Below are 18,106 nucleotides of genomic sequence, written 5' to 3' on the forward strand. Positions count from 1 at the left end.
CCGTTCATTCCTTTGTTGGCGAGGGTGCGTCAGTTTTCTCGGGCGCCGCGACGACGAGTACGTTCACCGCGGCGAGCAGGGTGATGGCGATGGACCAGGCGAGGAGCCCGGACAGGGTGGGGCCTGCCAGCGAGGCGATGCCCGCGAGGCCCTGCTGCACCAGCGCGCACCACGAGACGGCGATGGCGGCTCCGGTGGCGAGGTGGCTGACAGCGTGCGCGGCGCTGTTGGGGAACAGCGTCGCCTGGCCGAAGGTCGTGGTGACGTACCCGGCGAGGAAGACCGGCAGCGCGATCGCCCGGGGCAGATCGGCGGCCCACACGACGGTGACGAGCACGCAGCCCGCGAGCATGATCGCCGCGCCCTGGCGCATCATGGCGTGCGCTCCCACCTGTCGCACACGCCGGCGGACGTAGGTCGCGCCGCCGAGGTAGGCGGCACCGTAGAAAACGCCGAACAGGCCGAACGCCCACGGTGCGAGCGCGAAACGGTCGGTGAAGATGAACGCGGACTTCTGCTGGATCATCACGATGACGGCGAATCCGATGCCGCCCGCCACCGCGCTGACGACGAAGATCCGGTCGGTGAAAAGGCGTCTGGCTGTGCCTTTGTCTTTCGGCCCGGTTTCGCGTCGGGGCAGTGAGATGCGCAGGGCGAAGGCGACCGGCACCGCGGCGAGCACGGCCAGCACGACGAATCCGTACCGCCACCCGACCGTCGAGGTGACGATGCCGCCGATCACCTGTCCGCCGCCGAGCGCCACGACGAACGCCATCGACAGCAGCGCGAGTTGGCGCGCGAGCTCCGCGCCGGTGAACAGATCCTTGATCATCATCCGGCCGACGACCGCGATCCCGCCCGCCCCGATCGCCTGGACCACGCGCAGCCCGAGCAACTCCGGGGCGTTGGTGATCAGCGCGAGGCCCGCGCTGGCGAGGACGAAGCACAGCCCGGCCGCGACGAAGGCGGGAACCCGGCCGAACCGTTCCGCCGCCCTTCCCCACGCGACGACCGGGAGCGCGGCGAACACCACGAACACGGCCACCGACAGCTGCAGGACGCTGTCGCCGGCGCCGATGTCGGCGCCCAGCGCAGGCATGCTCGGCAGGTAGATGGTGGTCGCCATTTGGGCGACCGCGACCGCGACACATGCCGTTGTGACAACTGCTCGGCGTGTTGCCGCGGAAGCCGGAATTTCGCCGGTTTCCGCTTGCACAGACAATGCACTCCCCTATGGCCGAGCGAATCACGCAGGATGCTGGATCCGAGTTATAGGTATACGGCCAGGCGAAGCGGTCGAACACCGTTGCGATCGCGTTGATTTCAGTAGGAAAGGTAAATAATCGATGGCGGATTGGTGACCGCGCGGTGGGCCGTACGGGGGATGCGAAGAAATTGCCTGAGCACCGCCGGCCGGGCGAAGTCGGTGTCCACCACATGGGGCGCAGCCGGCGTTCGTCGCGTATGGCAGGGTGGAACTCGTGAACCGATTGGCCGGTGCGACCTCGCCCTATCTGCGTCAACACGCCGACAACCCCGTCCACTGGCGGGAGTGGGATGCCGACGCGCTAGCCGAGGCCGCCGTGCGCAATGTGCCGATCCTGCTGTCGATCGGATACGCGAGCTGCCACTGGTGCCATGTGATGGCCCACGAGTCCTTCGCCGACCTCGCCACGGCCGAGCAGATGAACGCCGACTTCGTCTGCGTGAAGGTGGATCGGGAGGAGCGTCCCGATCTGGACGCGGTGTACATGAACGCCACCGTGGCCATGACCGGGCAGGGCGGCTGGCCCATGACGTGCTTCCTCACGCCCGACGGCGCGCCGTTCTACTGCGGTACCTACTACCCGAAGCAGCCGCGCGGCGGCATGCCGTCGTTCACACAGTTGCTCAGCGCGGTGACCGAGACCTGGCGCAACCGGCGCGACGATGTGGACAAGGCCGCGCGGCAGGTGACCGATGCGCTCCAGGCGCAGGCATCGGGTCTGCCCGACGCCGAATTCGCGATTGCCCCTGATCTTCTCGACAAGGCCGTGCCCGCGATCGTCGCCGACGAGGACTCGACGCACGGCGGATTCGGTGGGGCGCCGAAGTTTCCACCGTCGGCGTTGCTGGAAGGGCTGCTGCGGCACTGGGAGCGGACCGGCGACCAGTCGGTGTTCGACGTGGTCGAGCGCACGGCCGAGGCGATGGCGCGGGGCGGAATCTACGACCAGTTGCGCGGCGGGTTCGCGCGCTACTCCGTCGACGCCGGGTGGCTCGTGCCGCACTTCGAGAAGATGCTCTACGACAACGCCCTCTTGCTGCGCGCCTACGCCCATCTCGCGCGTCGCGCGCCCGTGACCCCGCTGGAATCGTTGCCGCACAGGGTGACCCGGGAGACGGTCGAATTCCTGCTCGGTGATCTCGGGACGGCGCAGGGCGGTTTCGCCTCCGCTCTCGACGCCGATACCCACCTCGAACCGGAGGGGCCCGGCGTCGAAGGCGCGACCTATGTGTGGACGCCGGCCGAGCTGATCGGCGAACTCGGCCCGCTCGACGGGATGTGGGCCGCCGACGCTTTCGGCGTCGGCACCGCCGGTAATTTCGAACAGGGCACCTCGGTGCTCACCCGCCACAGCGATCCCGTCGACGCCGAGCAGTCGTCCCGTTTCGACCGACTGCGCGCTCAGTTGTTCGAGGCCCGCACCCGGCGCCCCCAGCCCGCCCGCGACGACAAAGTGGTCACCGCCTGGAACGGCATGACCATCACCGCGCTCGCGGAAGCCGGTGCGGCACTGGAAGAACCGTCGTGGATCGCCGCCGCCGTGCGCTGCGCCCGCTACCTGCTCGACGTCCACCTCGTCGACGGCCGACTGCGCCGCGCCTCCCTCGACGGCGTCGCGGGCACCCCGCCCGGCGTCCTCGAGGACTACGCCTGGTTCGTCACCGGCCTGCTCGCCCTCTACCAGGCCACCGGCGAATCCGACTGGCTCGCCGCCGCACAGCTGTTGCTGGACAACACGATCGACCACTTCGCCGACCCCGAACGCCCCGGCAGCTGGTTCGACACCGCCGACGACGCCGAAACCCTGGTCGCCCGTCCTCGCGACCCCGTCGACGGCGCCACCCCGTCCGGCGCCTCCGCGTTGGCCGAGGCCCTCCTCACCGCCTCGGCGGTCGCCGATACCGACCGAGCCATCCGCTATCGCGAACTCGCCGACCAGACCCTCGCCCTCGGCGCGATCCTGCTGGCTCGCGCACCCCGCACCGCGGGCAACTGGCTCTCCGTCGCCGAAGCGGCGGTCCGAGGCCCGTACCAGGTAGCCATCGCGGCCACCGAGAAGTCCGCCACGGCAATGGAACTCCTGGCCGCCGCCCGTGCCAGCGCCCCTGGCGGCTCGATCATCCTCGCGGCCCCGCCGAACACCGCCCCGCTCCTCACCGACCGCCCCCTCGTCAACGGCGCCCCCGCCGCCTATGTCTGCCGTGGCTCGGTCTGTGACCTCCCGGTCACCGATCCCGCCGCCCTGACGGCTTCGCTACGGCGGTAACGGACCTGGTTCTCACTTTCTCGGTGAGATGTCCGTCCAGGTCCGGGTTCGGCCGGGGATTCCGCGCAGCCGTAAGTCCTTGTAGCGCTTCCATTTGGCTCGTTCGGCCGGGGTCGCGGCCTGCCAGATCGCATCGCTGACCAACACCCGCCGCGGTGCTTCCTTCGCCACCGTCGTGAGGCGGGCCGCTTCGTTGACCGCGTCGCCGATGACGGTGAATTCGAGGCGGGTGTCGGCGCCGACGTCGCCGGCGAAGACCTGGCCGCGGGCGACGCCGATGCCGACGTCGAGCTCGCCGGTGTCGACTACTTCGTCGCGGATGCGGCGGGCGGCGCGCAGGGCGGGGGTGGCGTTGTCCTGGAGTGCGGAAGGCGCGCCGAAGATGCACAGCGCGGCGTCGCCGGCGAACTTGTTCACCAAGCCGCCGTTGTCCTCGGTGGCCGCTACGACGGTGGCGAGCAGCCGGTTGAGTTTGTGGACGAAATCCTCGGGGGCCATTTCGGCGGAGAGCTGCACCGAGCCGGTGACGTCGACGAACAACGCCGAGACGATGCGCACATCGCCGGTGAGGTCGGAGCTGCCCGACAGGGCGCGTTCGGCCACCGTGGAGCCGACGTGCCTACCGAAGACGTCCTCGGTGTGCATCTGGTCGCGCAGGGTGGCGGCGAGTTCGTTGACGGAGTGTTCGAGGCGGCCGATCTCGCTCGCGCTGCCGACGGGCACCCGCACATCGAGTTCGCCGCGGGTGATCCGGTCCAGCGCCCGGTACATCGTGCGCATCGGCGTGGCCACCGAGCGCGCGAGCAGCGCGGTGGCGAGGGCGCCCACGCCGAGCGCGACGATCGAGAACAGCCACGCCGCGCGCACCCGGTCCGATGCCGGGGTGGTCGTGTCGCTGAGGACGACGATGATGATCAGCGCCGGCAGCGCGCTGGACACCGCCCAGGTGACGAGCACCCGCACCAGTACGGTCGAGCTGGGATGGACGGTCGGCCCGAGCACCGCGGCGATGATCGGCACGGCCGGGCGGATCAGGCGGTCGAGGATCAGGTAGATCGCGCCCGCGGCCTCCAGCCCGCCGAGGGCGAATCCGGCCAGCAGCACGGTGATGTTGTGATAGTCGGTGTACCGGTCGACGAGCCACACGGTCAACGCGACGCCCGGTGTCCACAGGATGATCGCGCGCAGGGTGATCGCGGCGGGCAGCCGGATCAGGACCCGCGCTTCCTCCGGCGTCGGTTTGCGGTTGTCGTCGAGCCAGCGCATATATCGGCGCCGGTCGTAGAGCGCGATGCCGATCCCGAGGGTGAAGGCGAGCACCGGGTAGATCAGGATCAGGACGGCCGCGTCACTCCAGTCGTCGCCGATCCGGGTGAACACGCCACCCGCCCAGCTGACCAGGAAGATGGCCGCCACCCCGACCATATTGGCGGTGATGACCACCAGCGCGAGTCCCCAGTAGGACCGCAGCGCCCACCGGACCAGCCGGTTCACCGCGCACGCCCGAGCCCGGCGCCCGAGGACGCCCGGGCATCACGAGCTGCGCTGACGGGTGACACAACTACCGAGCATAGAAGGCGCGCAGGCCGCGGCCGCGCGCACGCGCCGTTCAGCCGAGCACGACCAGCCAGATCGCGATGTAGTGACACAGCGCCGCGACCACCGTCGCGGCGTGGAAGAACTCGTGGTGCCCGAAGTCGGGCCAGGGGTTGGGCCATTTGGTCGCGTAGAGAACAGCGCCCACGCTGTAGATCACGCCACCGACCGCGAGCAGCACCAGCGGCGCTATTCCGACGTTGTGCAGCAGCTCGGGGGCCACCGGCACGATCGCCCACCCGAGCAATAGGTACAGCGGCACCCCCACCCACGCGGGCGCGGTAGGCCACAGCAACTTCAACGCGATCCCGGCGACGGCCCCCGCCCACACCACGGCCAGCAGGATCTGCCCGGTCCGCCCGGGCAATCCGAGCAGCGCGAACGGCGTGTAACTGCCCGCGATGAACAGGAAGATCATCGAATGGTCGGCCCGCTTCATCCGCACCCGTGTCCGCACGCTCGCCCAGGTGACCCGGTGATACACCGCGCTCACCCCGAACAGCGCGCACACCGAGATCCCGTAGAGCAGCGTCGACCAACCCGCGGTCAACGACGTGAGGAACCCGAACACCACGAGCACCGTCACCGCGACAGCGGCGACGCCGACCGCCCACGTATGGATCCAGCCACGAAAACGGGGCTTGATCACCGTGGCGATCTCAGTCAGGACATCGTCCACGTAACCTCCCGAGCCGGAACCTACGGTACCGTAGGTTGTGCCCCAACCGTACGTCAACCGCCCATCTCGACACCACAAACGTGCCCCTGGCCACACAAAACCCGACCGGCTGATCTCGGGAGGACATGGGTAACTTCCCGACCACCCCGAACCCCGGCCTTGCCCGTGCCGCCGGCCGGGCACGAATCTCACCCCCTACTCGCGACCGGCAAAATACTCGGGGAGGCGGGCAAGCGTAGGGTGCGGGCGTGGAGTTTCTTGGTCGGGTGCGTGGATTGCCGTACCGCATCTACGAAGCCAGGCTGTCGCAGCAGCTGGCAGACAAGCAGCACCCTCGCCACGTCGCCGTCATGTGCGACGGCAATCGACGCTGGGCGCGTGAGAACGGGTTCACCGATGTGAGCCACGGCCATCGCGTCGGCGCGCTGAAGATCGCCGAGCTCGTCGGCTGGTGTTCCGACCAGGGCATCGAGATGGTCACCGTCTACCTGCTCTCCACCGAGAATCTGCGCCGCGACCCCGAAGAGCTCGAGACCCTGTTCGAGGTCATCACCGATGTCGTCGAGGAACTGTCCGCCCCGGAGCAGAACTGGAGCGTGCGGATCGTCGGGTCGCTCGAGGGTTTCCCCGAGTTGATCGCCAAGCGGCTGCGGGTGGCCGCCGAGCGAACGAGCGGGCGCGACGGCGTGCACGTGAATGTCGCGGTGGGTTACGGCGGCCGCCAGGAGATCACCGACGCGGTGCGCTCGCTGGTGCGCCAGGAGATCGCCTCGGGCGAGTCGGGCGAGGATCTGGTGCAGTCGATTACGGTCGACGCGATCGGCCAGCATCTCTACACCTCCGGTCAGCCCGACCCGGACCTGGTGATCAGAACCTCTGGTGAGCAGCGGCTTTCGGGGTTCCTGTTGTGGCAGAGCGCCTATTCGGAGATCTGGTTCACCGAGGCGTATTGGCCGGAATTCCGGCGTGTCGACTTCCTGCGCGCACTAAGGGATTACGCCGCGCGCCACCGCCGTTTCGGCGTGTGAGGCCGTAGCCGTCGCGTACTCTGCGGTCAGTGGAACCCGGACAGCCTTCTTACATCAGCTATGAGGAATTCGGCAGGCGTTTCCTGGAATACGCCGTCTCCGAGCAGCGCATCGCCGACGCGTTCGGCCAACTCACCGGTGCCGCTTTCGATTTCGGGCCGATCGGGGTGGGGCCGGGCCGCTTGGCGAAGGTCACCGCGCAGGTGGAGCTCGGGCAGCCACGAATCCTGCGTTTCGTCGACGCGTTCATCTCCTTCGAACTGACCATTCCCTTGCGCGTGGATCTGGTTCTCGATCTGGCGGTCGACAGGTCGCGTTTCCGGGTCGACGGCACCGTGCATCTGCATCTCACCGCGCGCACCGCCGACCCACTGCGGGTGGTCATCGACATCGCCGAGCCGCGTCCCGGCGATGTGCGGGTCAATGTCGCCAGCAGCTCCAAGCGCGGCGAGTTGCTGCGGGTGCTGGCCAGCGTCGACCACGAGATCCGCCGGTTCGTCGCCCGGTACGTCGCACAGGAGATCCGCAAACCCGAGATCGCGGCGGTCCGCAATATCGACGTGGCGACCAGGCTCGACGCGGCCTGGAAGTTGTAGCGGAGTAGGCCCGATCCGGCGCCACCCCCCGCTAGGCTGCTGCGCGAGACCGGGCCCGACGACACATTGCAGGGGTGTGAGCTGTGGGAATTGCGACGAAGGCGAGCGGATGGCGGGCGCGGATCGCGGTGCTCGGCGTCGTGTGCGGTGCCGTGGCGGTCGTCGCGGGCTGCGGTGGGGTCGACCAGCCCGCGCCGCCACGACTGACGCCCGCCGAGGAGCAGGCCGCGAAGGGCGCGGTGTTCGCCTATCGCACCGATGCCGAGCTGGCGGTGGTGCGCGGCGGCGAAACCGTGCGGGCGCCGGGCAGTTTCGGCTATTCGTCGGCCGCGGTGGCGTTCACCAGGGACGGGCACTACGCCTTCGCGGTGGAGAGCGGTAGCAAGACGCTGGTCGCGGTGGGTGTGCGCGACCGGTCGGTGACCCGCATACCGTGTGACTGCGCCAACGCCGTGGCGTTGCGCGGTTCGGTGGTCGGCTGGTGGCGGGAGCCGGGCGAGATCATGAGCATGGACCTGGCCGGTTCCGAGCCCGCCGCGCCCGAACGCGAGATCGTCCTGCCGGATTCGCCGAGTCCGCTCACCGGTGGTGGGTGGGGCGGGGCCGAGCTTGTGGCGGCCACCGACGAGTTCGTGCTGCTGGCCCGGGTGGAATCGCGCGGCCTGTGGTGGGAGAAGAGTCACCTCTACGCCATCGGCTCCGATGTCATCCTGCCGCTGGGTCGTGTGCCCGGCATCGACGCCGGACTGTCGGCCGCCGCCGGTCCCGATGGGCACACCTTCGTGCTGGCCGGGGCCACCGCGCGCAGCGCGACCTGCGGCAGCGGCAACGTGGCGACCATCGACGCCGCCAACAACGGTGTCCTGGCGATGCCCACCCTGCCGGGTGAGTGCTCGGCGGCCTACAACCCGCGCTGGAGCGCCGATGGTTCGATCACGATCGCCACCCGCAAGTGGTCCGACCTCGCGGGCGCGCCGAGCACGGTCGACCGGATGCAGTTGGCGGCGCAGGGGTGGGCGCCGGTCGGGGAGTACCCGGTGGTCGACATGCTCCCGCGGAAACAGGCGCAGGAGCCGATGCTCGAGGTGGTCGCCGGTGAGCCCACCGACGCGCGCGGCACGCCGCATGGAGTCCTGGTCGTCCACCAGGGCGAGGACAGCGCGGAAGTGGCGACGCAGGTCGTCTCGTTGGGCTCGCCGACAGCCACCGGCTGAGCGGTGTCGGCGCGCGAGCCGATCAGAGCTTGCGCAGCCGCAGCCTGTTGATCGTGTGGTCGGAGTCCTTGCGCAACACCAGGGTTGCGCGGGGGCGCGTCGGCAGGATGTTCTCCACCAGGTTGGGCCGGTTGGTCGAGTGCCAGATATCGCGCGCGGCCGCGGTGGCCTGTTCGTCGTCGAAGGCCGCGTAGTGGTGGAAGTGCGCGTCGGGGTCGGCGAAGCCGGTCTTGCGCAACGCGAGAAAGCGCTGCACATACCAGTTCTCGATGTCCTCGATGCGGGCGTCGACGTAGATGGAGAAGTCGAACAGGTCCGACACCATCAGTCGCGGACCGGTCTGCAGCACGTTCAGGCCCTCGACGATGAGAATGTCGGGCTGGCGGACACAGTGCTTCTCGTCGGGCACGATGTCGTAGGACTTGTGCGAATACACCGGCGCGCACACCTCTTCGGCGCCCGACTTCACCTCGGTGACGAATCGCAGCAGCTTGCGCCGGTCGTAACTTTCCGGGAAACCCTTGCGGTGCATGATGCCGCGACGAATGAGTTCGGCTGTGGGATAAAGGAATCCATCGGTGGTCACCAGGTCGACCCGGGGGTGGTGATCCCAGCGCGCCAGCAGCGCCTGCAGCACGCGCGCGGTGGTCGACTTACCGACCGCGACACTGCCCGCGACCCCGATCACGAACGGCACCTGCTTGTCGGGATGTTTCTCGCCGAGGAAGGTGGCGGTGGCGGCGAACAGCCGCTGCCGGGCCGCGACCTGGAGATGGATCAACCGCGCCAGCGGCAGGTACACCTCGGCGACTTCGTCGAGGTCGATCTGCTCGCCGAGACCGCGCAGGCCGGTCAGCTCGTCCTCGGTCAGTACCAGGGGAGTCGACTTGCGCAGTGTGCGCCACTGGCTTCGATCGAACTCCACATAGGGGCTCGGTTCGCTCATCCGTGCCACCTACCCGACCCTCCGTCCGGGCGCATCCGCACAGCTTGGCTGCCCGTCTGGTGAGATCCGGGATAACTCTGACCGCATAGCGAGATTGTGCTCCGTGCTCGCTGCCCGCGCGCAACAGGGGGTTTGGCTACCGGTCGGTAACCAGCGACAACGCCGAGGTAAGACGCCATTTTCCGATCGACCACGTAATGTCGGGCGGATGGGGTCACATCCACTTGTCACCGAATACCTGCGCCTGGGTTTGGCTTTCGATCGCCTCGAAGAGGGGTTCGTCGACGCCTACACCGGCGATCCGCAATTGCGCCGCGATATCGAGAACGCGGCCGTCCCGGTGCCCTCGGAGCTGGCCCGGCGCGCCGTCGATCTGCGCGCCGCCCTGCCCGATGCCGGGCTCTCGGCGCAGCGCACCGAATTCCTCGATGCCCACCTGGTGGCGATGGAATGCTCGGCGCGCAAGTTCGCCGGTGAGCAGATCGGCTTCGTCGACGAGGTCCGCGCCTACTTCGACGTCGACATCGCACCGGGCGACCCCGACGACTATCGCGAAGCGCACCGGCAGATGGACGAGGTGCTCGGCGGCGACGGACCGCTGGCCGAACGCGCCGCTGCCTACCGCCGCGGTGACGAGATCCCCCCGGAAAAGCTCGCTACCTGTGTCGAAGCGTTCTCGAGTGCGCTGCGGGAGCGGGTACGCGAGCGCTACCCGCTGCCCGACAACGAGCACGTCACCTACGAGGTGGTCGGCGACAAGCCGTGGTCCGGCTTCAACTACTACCTGGGCAATTTCGCCTCGACGGTCGCGATCAACTCCGACCTCAAACAGCACATGGGCAACCTCCCCGCGCTCATCGCGCACGAGGCCTACCCCGGTCATCACACCGAGCACTGCCGCAAGGAGGCCGGACTGGTCGCGGCGGGCGAGGACGAGCAGACGTTGTTCCTGGTCAACACCCCGCAGTGCCTGATGGCCGAGGGCCTCGCCGACCTGGCCCTTCGGTCGATTGTCGGGCCCGGCTGGGGAGTCTGGGCGCAGGAGATCTACGCCGACCTCGGCCTTCGTTTCGACGGTGAACGGGCCGAACGCTTCTCGACCGCGTCGGCGAAACTGCTGAACGTGCGTCAGGACGCCGCGCTGCTGCTGCACGATCAGCATCGCAGCGAGGACGAGGTGGCGCTGTTCCTGCAGCGGTGGATTCTGGCGACGCCGGAACGGGCGCGGCAGTCGTTGCGGTTCCTGTCCTCGCCGCTGTGGCGGGCCTACATCAGCACCTATGTCGAGGGTTACCGCCTGCTCGGTGGGTGGCTCGACGGTGCGGTCGGCGCCCAGGATCGGGTCGAGCGGTTCGGGCGTCTGCTCGACGAGCCGCTGACGCCGGGGGCGATCCGGCGGATGAGTGTCGCTACTGGATGACGGCGCAGCCGCCGGGGTTCAACAGCGAGCAGACCAGGTAGCTGATCTGCAGCAGGAGTGCCTCGATCGGGTCGGACGGTGCGATGGCCGGGGTCACGGGCAGTGCGGTCATATCTGTGTCATCGGTCACCGTCGGACGGGTCGTTACGCCGAGTCTGTTGTGTTCGACGGCTATCGAACCTGGTCAGCCGGGCTGTGACCCTGGTCTCTCCGGTGGCGGCTCGGACGGTGTTGCGGTATCCCCGTGCTCGGCTCGCACACGGTCGGCAATAGACTCGACGGCGTGACGCAGACGACCGCTTCGGTGAATACCCAGTCTCTCGGTGAGCTCGATCCCGAGTTGGCCGCCGCGATGGCGGGCGAGCTCGCCCGCGAACGCGACACCCTCGAGATGATCGCTTCGGAGAACTTCGTGCCGCGCGCGGTCCTGCAGGCGCAGGGCTCCGTCCTCACGAACAAGTACGCCGAGGGGTACCCGGGCCGCCGCTACTACGGCGGCTGCGAGGCCGTCGACGTGGTGGAAACCCTGGCTCGCGACCGTGCCAAGGAGCTCTTCGGCGCCGAATTCGCCAACGTGCAGCCCCACTCGGGCGCGCAGGCCAACGCCGCGGTGCTGATGGCGCTGATGAACCCGGGCGAGACCCTGCTGGGTCTGGACCTCGCGCACGGCGGTCACCTCACCCACGGCATGCGCCTGAACTTCTCGGGCAAGCTCTACGACGTCCACTCCTACGGTGTGTCGAAGGAAGACCACCGGATCGACATGGACGAGGTGCGTGACATCGCGCGCAAGGCCAAGCCGAAGGTGATCGTCGCCGGCTGGTCGGCTTACCCGCGCCACCAGGACTTCGCCCGCTTCCGTGAGATCGCCGACGAGGTCGGCGCCTACCTGTGGGTCGACATGGCGCACTTCGCCGGCCTGGTCGCCGCCGGTCTGCACCCCTCGCCCGTGCCGTACGCCGACGTGGTGTCCTCCACCGTGCACAAGACCCTCGGCGGTCCCCGCTCCGGTCTGATCCTGGCCAAGCAGGAATTCGCCAAGAAGCTCAACTCCGCGGTGTTCCCCGGTCAGCAGGGCGGCCCGCTCATGCACGTGATCGCCGCCAAGGCCGCCGCGTTCAAGATCGCCGCCACCGAGGAGTTCGCCGACCGTCAGGTCCGCACCCTGTCCGGCGCGCGTATCCTCGCCGAGCGTCTGACCGGCGCCGACGTGAAGGACAAGGGTGTTTCGGTCCTGACCGGCGGCACCGACGTGCACCTGGTCCTGGTCGATCTGCGTAACTCCGAACTCGACGGCCAGCAGGCCGAGGATGTCCTCCACGAGGTCGGCATCACCGTCAACCGCAACGCCGTCCCGTTCGACCCTCGCCCCCCGATGGTCACCTCGGGCCTGCGCATCGGCACGGCGGCCCTGGCCACCCGTGGTTTCGGCGACACCGAGTTCACCGAGGTAGCCGACATCATCGCCGCCGCCCTGGCGGGCACCTCCGACGTCGACACCCTGCGCGGCCGGGTGTCGCGCCTGGCCCAGAGCGTTCCGCTCTACCAGGGTCTCGAGGACTGGCGCCTGCTCGGCTGAGCCGGAGAACTTCTGCCCGATGGCCCCTGTCAGCTCCATGCAGACAGGGGCCATCGTGTTGTCGGAACACACAAAGTTCCGGTGAATCGCGTACGGGCCTAATGGAATAGGGCATGGTCAGTCCGTATGGAATATCGACGCGCGTTGGCGCGTGAGGTCGGCGGGGAGGTGCACGCGTTCGAGTTGCTCTCCGAGGCCGAGGCCAGGGAGCTGATCGAACTGTTCCGCGCCGCGCGGGCCAACGAGGTGCGGGCGCTGCGCCGGGCCATCGATGCCGCGCTCACCGCGATGCCCGCTCCGCTGCGTAAGGTCTCGCGCAAGATCCTCTTCGGCAGCTGATGATCGAAACCGAACTCGAAGCTCAGACACAGCTCGTTGTGCTCGCGCGCACGCTGAAAGTGCCGCCGCAGCGCCTCGCACCGCTGGCCCGTCTGGGCGCGGTGCATCTGTCGGCGATACAGCAGCAGATCCTGCGCGCACTGCATGCCGAGCACGCGGACACCTTCCGCCGGGTCAGCCCGCTCGTGCCGATCTTTCCGGTGGGTGTGGGCGTCGCGCTCTTCGAGCGGGTGGTGCCGCCGGTGCTCGCCGCCCGATTCCTCGGCGCGGTCGGCGTCAAACATCCGCGCAAGTGCGCGCAGGCGCTGTGCGCGGTCGATGCCGTCTACGCGGCCGACGGAGCGCCGTACCTGGACCCGAATGTCTTCGAACAGCTGATGCGATACGGCAGGCCGGAGCCGATCACCCTCATCATCAACGAGCTGTTGCGGCGTCGCGACTACGTGACGGCCGCGCGGTTCCTCTCGGTGGTGAACGAGCCGCTGATCGCGGCATTGGAGCAGACCGTCCTCGATGACGCGGGCTTGATCTTCACCGCCGCCTACGCGTACCCGGCGCACACGTTGAGCCGGATCGTGCGGCAGTTGCTGGCGGGCCCACGCCAGCGGGTGCCGGCCATGCTCCACACCGTCCTGGCGGGCCCACCCACCCTGCATCACGCGATGCTCGCCCTGTTCTGCAAGGTCGACCCCGAAATCACCGGCATTCTCGGCGACATCTTCTTCGGCCGCGGCACCACACACGAGGTCGGCCGATTTCTGCTCACCGCGGTCAACCGGAACGCTTCGCCCGCGCTGCTCACCGTGATCGGCAGACTCGAACCCGTTGCCCTGTGGGCCTTGTCTACGAACCCGCAATTCGCGAACACCGACGTGCTCGGCGCGCTGGTCCGCTCGCTGGACGGCAAGGACGAAGCCGACCCGTGGCGCGGGCTGTTCGCCCTGTCCGCCCGCCTGAGCGAACCGGCCCGCCGCCACATCGCCGCCACCCTCGCCGAACTCGACGAAACCTCGGTAGCCGCCCTGCCCGCGCACGCCACCGACGCCACCTACTGGCCCGCTCTCCTGCAACTACTCGCCGAATCCGAACCCGCCGCCCAGTCCCGAGTCGCCGCGATCTGGTCGCGCCTTTCCCCCGAATGGCAAGCGGGCATCGAACGCCACATCCACGAAAACCGTTACGACACCCGCCTGAGCCGCATCACCAACGCCCTCACCACCGTCACCCCGGAAGAGGTCTTCTTCCGTCGCCGCCAGCAGAACCGCCAGCGAGGAGAAGACCACTTCGCGTCGTGGTGAGCTCGCTCAGTGCACCAGCGGGCTCAGGGTGCGGCCGACCCGGTCGATGACACCGGGCTCGTGGCCGTTGGCGATCAGGTTGATGATGACGCCGTCGATGCCGTGGTCGAGGACGCGGGCCTGGATCTGTTCGGCGACTTCGTCCGGGGTGCCGGCGAATTGGCGGTCGGCGACGGTGGCCCGGCGTTCGGCTTCGGTCAGGGTGGACAGGTCGACGCCGAGTCGCGACAGCATGTCGGCCTGGGTCTTTCGGGCGCGGTCACCGTCTTCGTCGACGATGGTCAGCGCGAGGAAGCTGGTCTCCAGGGTGGCGGGGTCGCGGCCCGCCTCCTCGCACCGCTGGTGCAGAGCGTCGAGTTTGCGGGGCAGTTCGGAGGCGTTGCAGATGATGTTGAGGTGATCGGCGAAGCGGGCGGCCATGCCGAAGGTCTTCTTCTCGCCGCCACCGCCGAGCAGAATCGGCAGGTCGTCGCGGATGCGTGGCTCGTTCATCGCGTTCTCGGTGTGGTACCACTTTCCGTCGAAGGTGGATCGCTGCCCGCGCAGCATCGGCGTGATGATCCGCAATGCCTCGTCGAGCCGCTCGAACCGCTCGGTGAAGGTGCCGAATTCGAACCCGTACTGCTGATGCTCCAGCTCGAACCACCCCGCCCCGATGCCGAGCACCGCCCGGCCACCGCTCACCACGTCGAGCGTGGTGACGGTCTTGGCCAGCAGGGCAGGATTGCGATAGGTATTGCCGGTGACCAAGGCCGACAACTGGATTCGCTCGGTCGCGGTAGCCAGACCCGACAGCGCCGAGTAGGCCTCCAGCATCGGCTCCTCGGGCTCGCCGATCAACGGCAGCTGATAGAAGTGATCCATCACGAAGGCGGCGTCGAACCCCGCCCCCTCCGCCTCCCTCGCCTGCGCGATCACCGCGGGAAACAGCTCACGCACCGAGGACGTGTTGCTGAAGTTGGGCATCTGATAGCCGAGTCGAATGCTCATGTCGCCGACTTTATGACTTGGAGTGCACTCCAAGTCAAGCGCTACACCCGACCAGCTGCGGATAGTCGATCAGGTCGATGTCGTTGGCGGCCTTGTCGCCGTATTTCAGCATGAGGGTGAAGAAGCGGGAGCCGAGGAACCAGTTGCGCGCCTTGATGCCCAGGAAGGTCTTGGGCGCGAGGAAGGGGCCCGCGTTGCTGTTGCCCGCGATTTTGGCGTAGCGCTTCATGATCCGGTCGTAGTTGGCGAAGGCGGTGATGTGATCACCCGCGGCGGCGGCCAGTTCGCCCGCGAGGACGTAGGCGCCGACAACGGCGAGGCCGGTGCCGAAGCCCGCCAGGGTGTTTCCGTACGCGGCGTCGCCGATGAGGGCGACGCGCCCGCGGGTGTAGGTGCCGTTCATCCGGACCTGGCTGATCGAGTCGAGGTAGATGTCGTCGAATTCGGCCAGGTCGGTGAGCATGCGGGGGGCATGCCATGCCATGTCGGCGAAGGTTTCGGTGATGATGCGGCGCTGGGCGTCGACGTCGTTGCGGGGGTAGTCGAGTTCGGGGGCGGCGAACATGTACATCTGCTGGGCCTTCGGGCCGCCGTCGATGGCGAGTTTGCCCGGGGTGTTGTGGGCGGCACCTGCCGCTTTGTCGCGGGGCGTGGCCGCGTCGCTCCAGCGGCTCGCGCCGGCGACGCAGTAGTAGTAGCCGAGGTGCGCCACATAGTCGGCCTCGGGGCCGAACGCCAACTTCCGGACTCGCGAATGGATGCCGTCGGCGCCCAGGACGAGGTCGAAGGTGCGGGGCGGGTTGTGTTCGAACCGCACCGCCACGCCGTCGCCGGTGTCTCGCAGGTCGGTGATGGTGTCGCCGAAGAGGTACTCGACGGTGTCGGCGGTCTTGTCGTACATGACCTCGGCCAGGTCGCCGCGCAGGATCTCCAGGTCGCCGCCGGTGAACTCGCCCGACATCACGCCGAGCTCACGCCCGTTGTCGTCGACGAAGACCAGGTCGGTGGTGCCGGTACGCCGGGCCCGGACCTCGTCGAGGATGCCCATCCGCTCGAGCACGGTCAGGTGGGTCTTGCCCTTGAAGTCCACCGCCTGGCCGCCTGCCCGCAGCGCGGGGGCACGTTCGACGACGGTGACGGAGAAGCCGTAGCGGTGCAGCCAGTAGGCGAGGGCGGGGCCGGCGACGCTGGCGCCGGAGATGAGAACAGTACGCATGATGCAACTCCCGAAGATCTGTGTCCGATGGAATCTGTATCCGGTGGATGCAGATAAGAGTATGGTAGACACAGTTTCACGTCAAGACGATTTTCGAGAGGATGGGCAGATGCCGCCGCCGACCACGGTCGAGCTGTTGTGGGGGACCACGCAGCGCCCCAAGCGCGGGCCCAAACCCGCGCTCACTCTCGACGGGATCGTCGCCGAGGCCATCGCGCTCGTCGACGCCGAAGGGCTGTCCGCGCTGTCGATGCAGCGGCTGGCCGAACGCCTCGGCTTCACCAAGATGTCGCTGTACCGATATGTGCCGGGCAAGGAGCAGTTGACCGCGCTGATGCTCGACGCGGCGATGGGCGAACCGCCGAAGGCCGCGGGCGCGCAGCAGAACTGGCGAACCGGCCTGCGCACCTGGGTCGAAGCGCTCTTCGCTCGCTACCGTGCGCACCCGTGGTCGATCGAGCTCACCGTCGGCATGCGGCCGCTCGGCCCGAACGAGATGGGCTGGACCGAGGCCGCCCTCACCGCACTGGCAGGCACCGGGCTCTCCGGCTCGGAGAGGCTGGACACGATCGTCCTGCTCAACGGTCACGCCCGCAGCCTGGCTCAGCAGGTCGCGTCGATGAGCGGGGACGGGGAAGTGCAGTTCACCGAGCAGTTCGCCGCGATGATGACCGCGGCCGCAGGCCGCTACCCCGAGGTGCAGGCAGCCTTCGCCGAGGAAGCCGCCGCGCCGGCGGGCAAGGGCGGACCCAACGACGCCCTGCGTTTCGGTGTCGAACGCATCCTCGACGGTCTCGCCGTCCTGATCGATCAGCGAAACTGAGCTGACCCCTGGCCCGGCCGCGATCGGCACCCTAGGCTCATCTCATGACCGATCAGCCGGAACTGCCGGAGCCCGCTGTCACCATCGTTCGCGAGTTCTTCAACGCACTCGAACTCAGCGCGGTCGACGAGGCGCTGGATCTGCTCGATCCCGCGATCGTCTGGAAGAACGCCTCGCTGCCGACCGTGCGCGGCAAGAATCGGGTCGCGGCGTTGTTGCGCGGCCTGGATCGACCGAAGCTCGGGTTCTCCGCGGAGATCCACCACATCGCCGCCGACGGCGACATCGTGCTCACCGACCGCACCGACTACCTGCACGTGGGCCCGGTGCGCATCGGCTTCTGGGTGAGCGGCACCTTCGAACTGCGCGACGGCCGAATCGTGCTGTGGGACGACCACTTCAGTAAGGGCAACGTCCTGCGCGGCGCCGTTGTCGGCGTGGTGAAGGCGATCACCGGCCGCTGAACTATCCGTGCTTGCGCAGATACTCCAGGTAGGTCGGGCGCAGCACATCGGCTAGTTTGCCGTCGCCCGCGTGGAAGTAGTCGTCGAGCATCGGCAGCACGTACTTGATGTCGGCCGAGCTCTCGCCGAGGTCGCCCGCCTCGGCCTGGGCCGCCGGAATCGACTTCAGCAGTTCCCACAGGAACTTCACGTCGCCGTGGCGCACGGCCGTCTTCACCGCGCGATCGTGCAGTTCCTTCGACGACAGCTTCTCCAGATCCTGGTCTTCGGCCATGTCATCGACTCTAGCCCTCGGTGGCGCACACGTGCCGGATCCGTCGCGACAGTGCCGGTTAACGACAAATTCACGGACACGTGTGCCGGTCCAGCAGCGCGGCTACGAATT

Annotated in this window: 18 protein-coding genes; 10 read left to right on the forward strand and 8 right to left on the reverse strand. The window is 68.2% G+C overall.

All coding sequences use genetic code 11. The annotated features are described in order from the left end of the window. Positions 1-4: 4 nt before the first annotated feature. Positions 5-1,216 carry an MFS transporter gene (locus ACFVVI_RS15995; protein WP_379314437.1) on the reverse strand — a complete coding sequence of 404 codons (1,212 nt, stop codon included), beginning with the start codon at positions 1,214-1,216 and terminating at the stop codon, positions 5-7. A 265-nt stretch (positions 1,217-1,481) separates the two neighbouring features. Between ACFVVI_RS15995 and ACFVVI_RS16000 the strand changes: the two genes are divergently transcribed. Further along, entirely contained in the window at positions 1,482-3,533 is a 2,052-nt protein-coding gene (locus ACFVVI_RS16000; RefSeq protein WP_378993051.1) for a thioredoxin domain-containing protein, read from the forward strand. Between the two features lie 12 nt (positions 3,534-3,545). On the opposite strand, the gene ACFVVI_RS16005 is transcribed toward ACFVVI_RS16000, so the two are convergent. Continuing rightward, complete coding sequence (locus ACFVVI_RS16005) at positions 3,546-5,027, reverse strand: adenylate/guanylate cyclase domain-containing protein (RefSeq protein ID WP_379314435.1); 1,482 nt, start codon at positions 5,025-5,027, stop codon at positions 3,546-3,548. 115 nt (positions 5,028-5,142) lie between these two features. Next, positions 5,143-5,808, reverse strand: coding sequence for a hemolysin III family protein (locus tag ACFVVI_RS16010; protein WP_387445867.1), 666 nt, complete (start codon positions 5,806-5,808; stop codon positions 5,143-5,145). Between the two features lie 248 nt (positions 5,809-6,056). Here ACFVVI_RS16010 and ACFVVI_RS16015 point away from each other — a divergent pair, with 248 nt between their 5' ends. From ACFVVI_RS16015 to ACFVVI_RS16025, 3 genes are all read left to right on the forward strand, one after another. Then, a complete protein-coding gene (locus ACFVVI_RS16015; protein ID WP_266293063.1) occupies positions 6,057-6,836 on the forward strand; it encodes an isoprenyl transferase in 780 nt (259 codons plus the stop codon). Between the two features lie 29 nt (positions 6,837-6,865). Then, positions 6,866-7,432 (forward strand): hypothetical protein, encoded by a 567-nt coding sequence (locus ACFVVI_RS16020; RefSeq protein ID WP_378993045.1) that lies wholly within the window; start codon positions 6,866-6,868, stop codon positions 7,430-7,432. An 83-nt stretch (positions 7,433-7,515) separates the two neighbouring features. Next, positions 7,516-8,646 carry a hypothetical protein gene (locus ACFVVI_RS16025; protein ID WP_387445868.1) on the forward strand — a complete coding sequence of 377 codons (1,131 nt, stop codon included), beginning with the start codon at positions 7,516-7,518 and terminating at the stop codon, positions 8,644-8,646. A 22-nt stretch (positions 8,647-8,668) separates the two neighbouring features. Here the strand turns inward: ACFVVI_RS16025 and coaA are convergent, their stop codons facing one another. Further along, complete coding sequence (coaA, locus tag ACFVVI_RS16030; RefSeq protein WP_101465876.1) at positions 8,669-9,601, reverse strand: type I pantothenate kinase; 933 nt, start codon at positions 9,599-9,601, stop codon at positions 8,669-8,671. A 199-nt stretch (positions 9,602-9,800) separates the two neighbouring features. Here coaA and ACFVVI_RS16035 point away from each other — a divergent pair, with 199 nt between their 5' ends. After that, positions 9,801-11,012 carry a DUF885 domain-containing protein gene (locus tag ACFVVI_RS16035; protein WP_378993042.1) on the forward strand — a complete coding sequence of 404 codons (1,212 nt, stop codon included), beginning with the start codon at positions 9,801-9,803 and terminating at the stop codon, positions 11,010-11,012. Here the strand turns inward: ACFVVI_RS16035 and ACFVVI_RS16040 are convergent. After that, a complete protein-coding gene (locus tag ACFVVI_RS16040) occupies positions 11,002-11,124 on the reverse strand; it encodes a hypothetical protein (RefSeq protein WP_387445869.1) in 123 nt (40 codons plus the stop codon). The two genes, ACFVVI_RS16035 and ACFVVI_RS16040, sit on opposite strands and share 11 nt — an antisense overlap. Before the next feature lie 171 nt (positions 11,125-11,295). On the opposite strand from ACFVVI_RS16040, the gene glyA reads away from it, so the two are divergent. The 3 genes from glyA to ACFVVI_RS16055 all read left to right on the forward strand — a co-directional run bounded on the left by glyA (position 11,296) and on the right by ACFVVI_RS16055 (position 14,228). Continuing rightward, a complete protein-coding gene (glyA, locus tag ACFVVI_RS16045; protein WP_378993039.1) occupies positions 11,296-12,591 on the forward strand; it encodes a serine hydroxymethyltransferase in 1,296 nt (431 codons plus the stop codon). A 126-nt stretch (positions 12,592-12,717) separates the two neighbouring features. Then, entirely contained in the window at positions 12,718-12,930 is a 213-nt protein-coding gene (locus ACFVVI_RS16050; protein WP_378636305.1) for a hypothetical protein, read from the forward strand. Further along, positions 12,930-14,228, forward strand: coding sequence for a hypothetical protein (locus ACFVVI_RS16055; protein ID WP_387445870.1), 1,299 nt, complete (start codon positions 12,930-12,932; stop codon positions 14,226-14,228). Before ACFVVI_RS16050 ends, ACFVVI_RS16055 begins: the two co-directional genes overlap by 1 nt. Before the next feature lie 6 nt (positions 14,229-14,234). Here ACFVVI_RS16055 and ACFVVI_RS16060 read toward each other — a convergent pair whose 3' ends face one another. Continuing rightward, complete coding sequence (locus ACFVVI_RS16060) at positions 14,235-15,218, reverse strand: LLM class F420-dependent oxidoreductase (protein WP_379313529.1); 984 nt, start codon at positions 15,216-15,218, stop codon at positions 14,235-14,237. Between the two features lie 34 nt (positions 15,219-15,252). After that, positions 15,253-16,434, reverse strand: a complete 1,182-nt coding sequence (locus ACFVVI_RS16065) for an FAD-dependent monooxygenase (protein WP_387445871.1) — start codon at positions 16,432-16,434, stop codon at positions 15,253-15,255. 109 nt (positions 16,435-16,543) lie between these two features. Here ACFVVI_RS16065 and ACFVVI_RS16070 point away from each other — a divergent pair, with 109 nt between their 5' ends. Together ACFVVI_RS16070 and ACFVVI_RS16075 are read left to right on the forward strand one after the other, a co-directional pair. Next, a complete protein-coding gene (locus ACFVVI_RS16070; RefSeq protein ID WP_378993033.1) occupies positions 16,544-17,257 on the forward strand; it encodes a TetR/AcrR family transcriptional regulator in 714 nt (237 codons plus the stop codon). Between the two features lie 44 nt (positions 17,258-17,301). Beyond that, a complete protein-coding gene (locus ACFVVI_RS16075) occupies positions 17,302-17,721 on the forward strand; it encodes a limonene-1,2-epoxide hydrolase family protein (RefSeq protein ID WP_378636316.1) in 420 nt (139 codons plus the stop codon). A gap of 1 nt (position 17,722) precedes the next feature. On the opposite strand, the gene ACFVVI_RS16080 is transcribed toward ACFVVI_RS16075, so the two are convergent. After that, on the reverse strand, positions 17,723-17,995 hold the full coding sequence (locus ACFVVI_RS16080) for a hypothetical protein (RefSeq protein ID WP_378636318.1): 273 nt from the start codon (positions 17,993-17,995) through the stop codon (positions 17,723-17,725). Positions 17,996-18,106 lie beyond the last annotated feature (111 nt).

The sequence above is a fragment of the Nocardia sp. NPDC058114 genome, from assembly GCF_042884695.1.
Lineage (GTDB): Bacteria > Actinomycetota > Actinomycetes > Mycobacteriales > Mycobacteriaceae > Nocardia.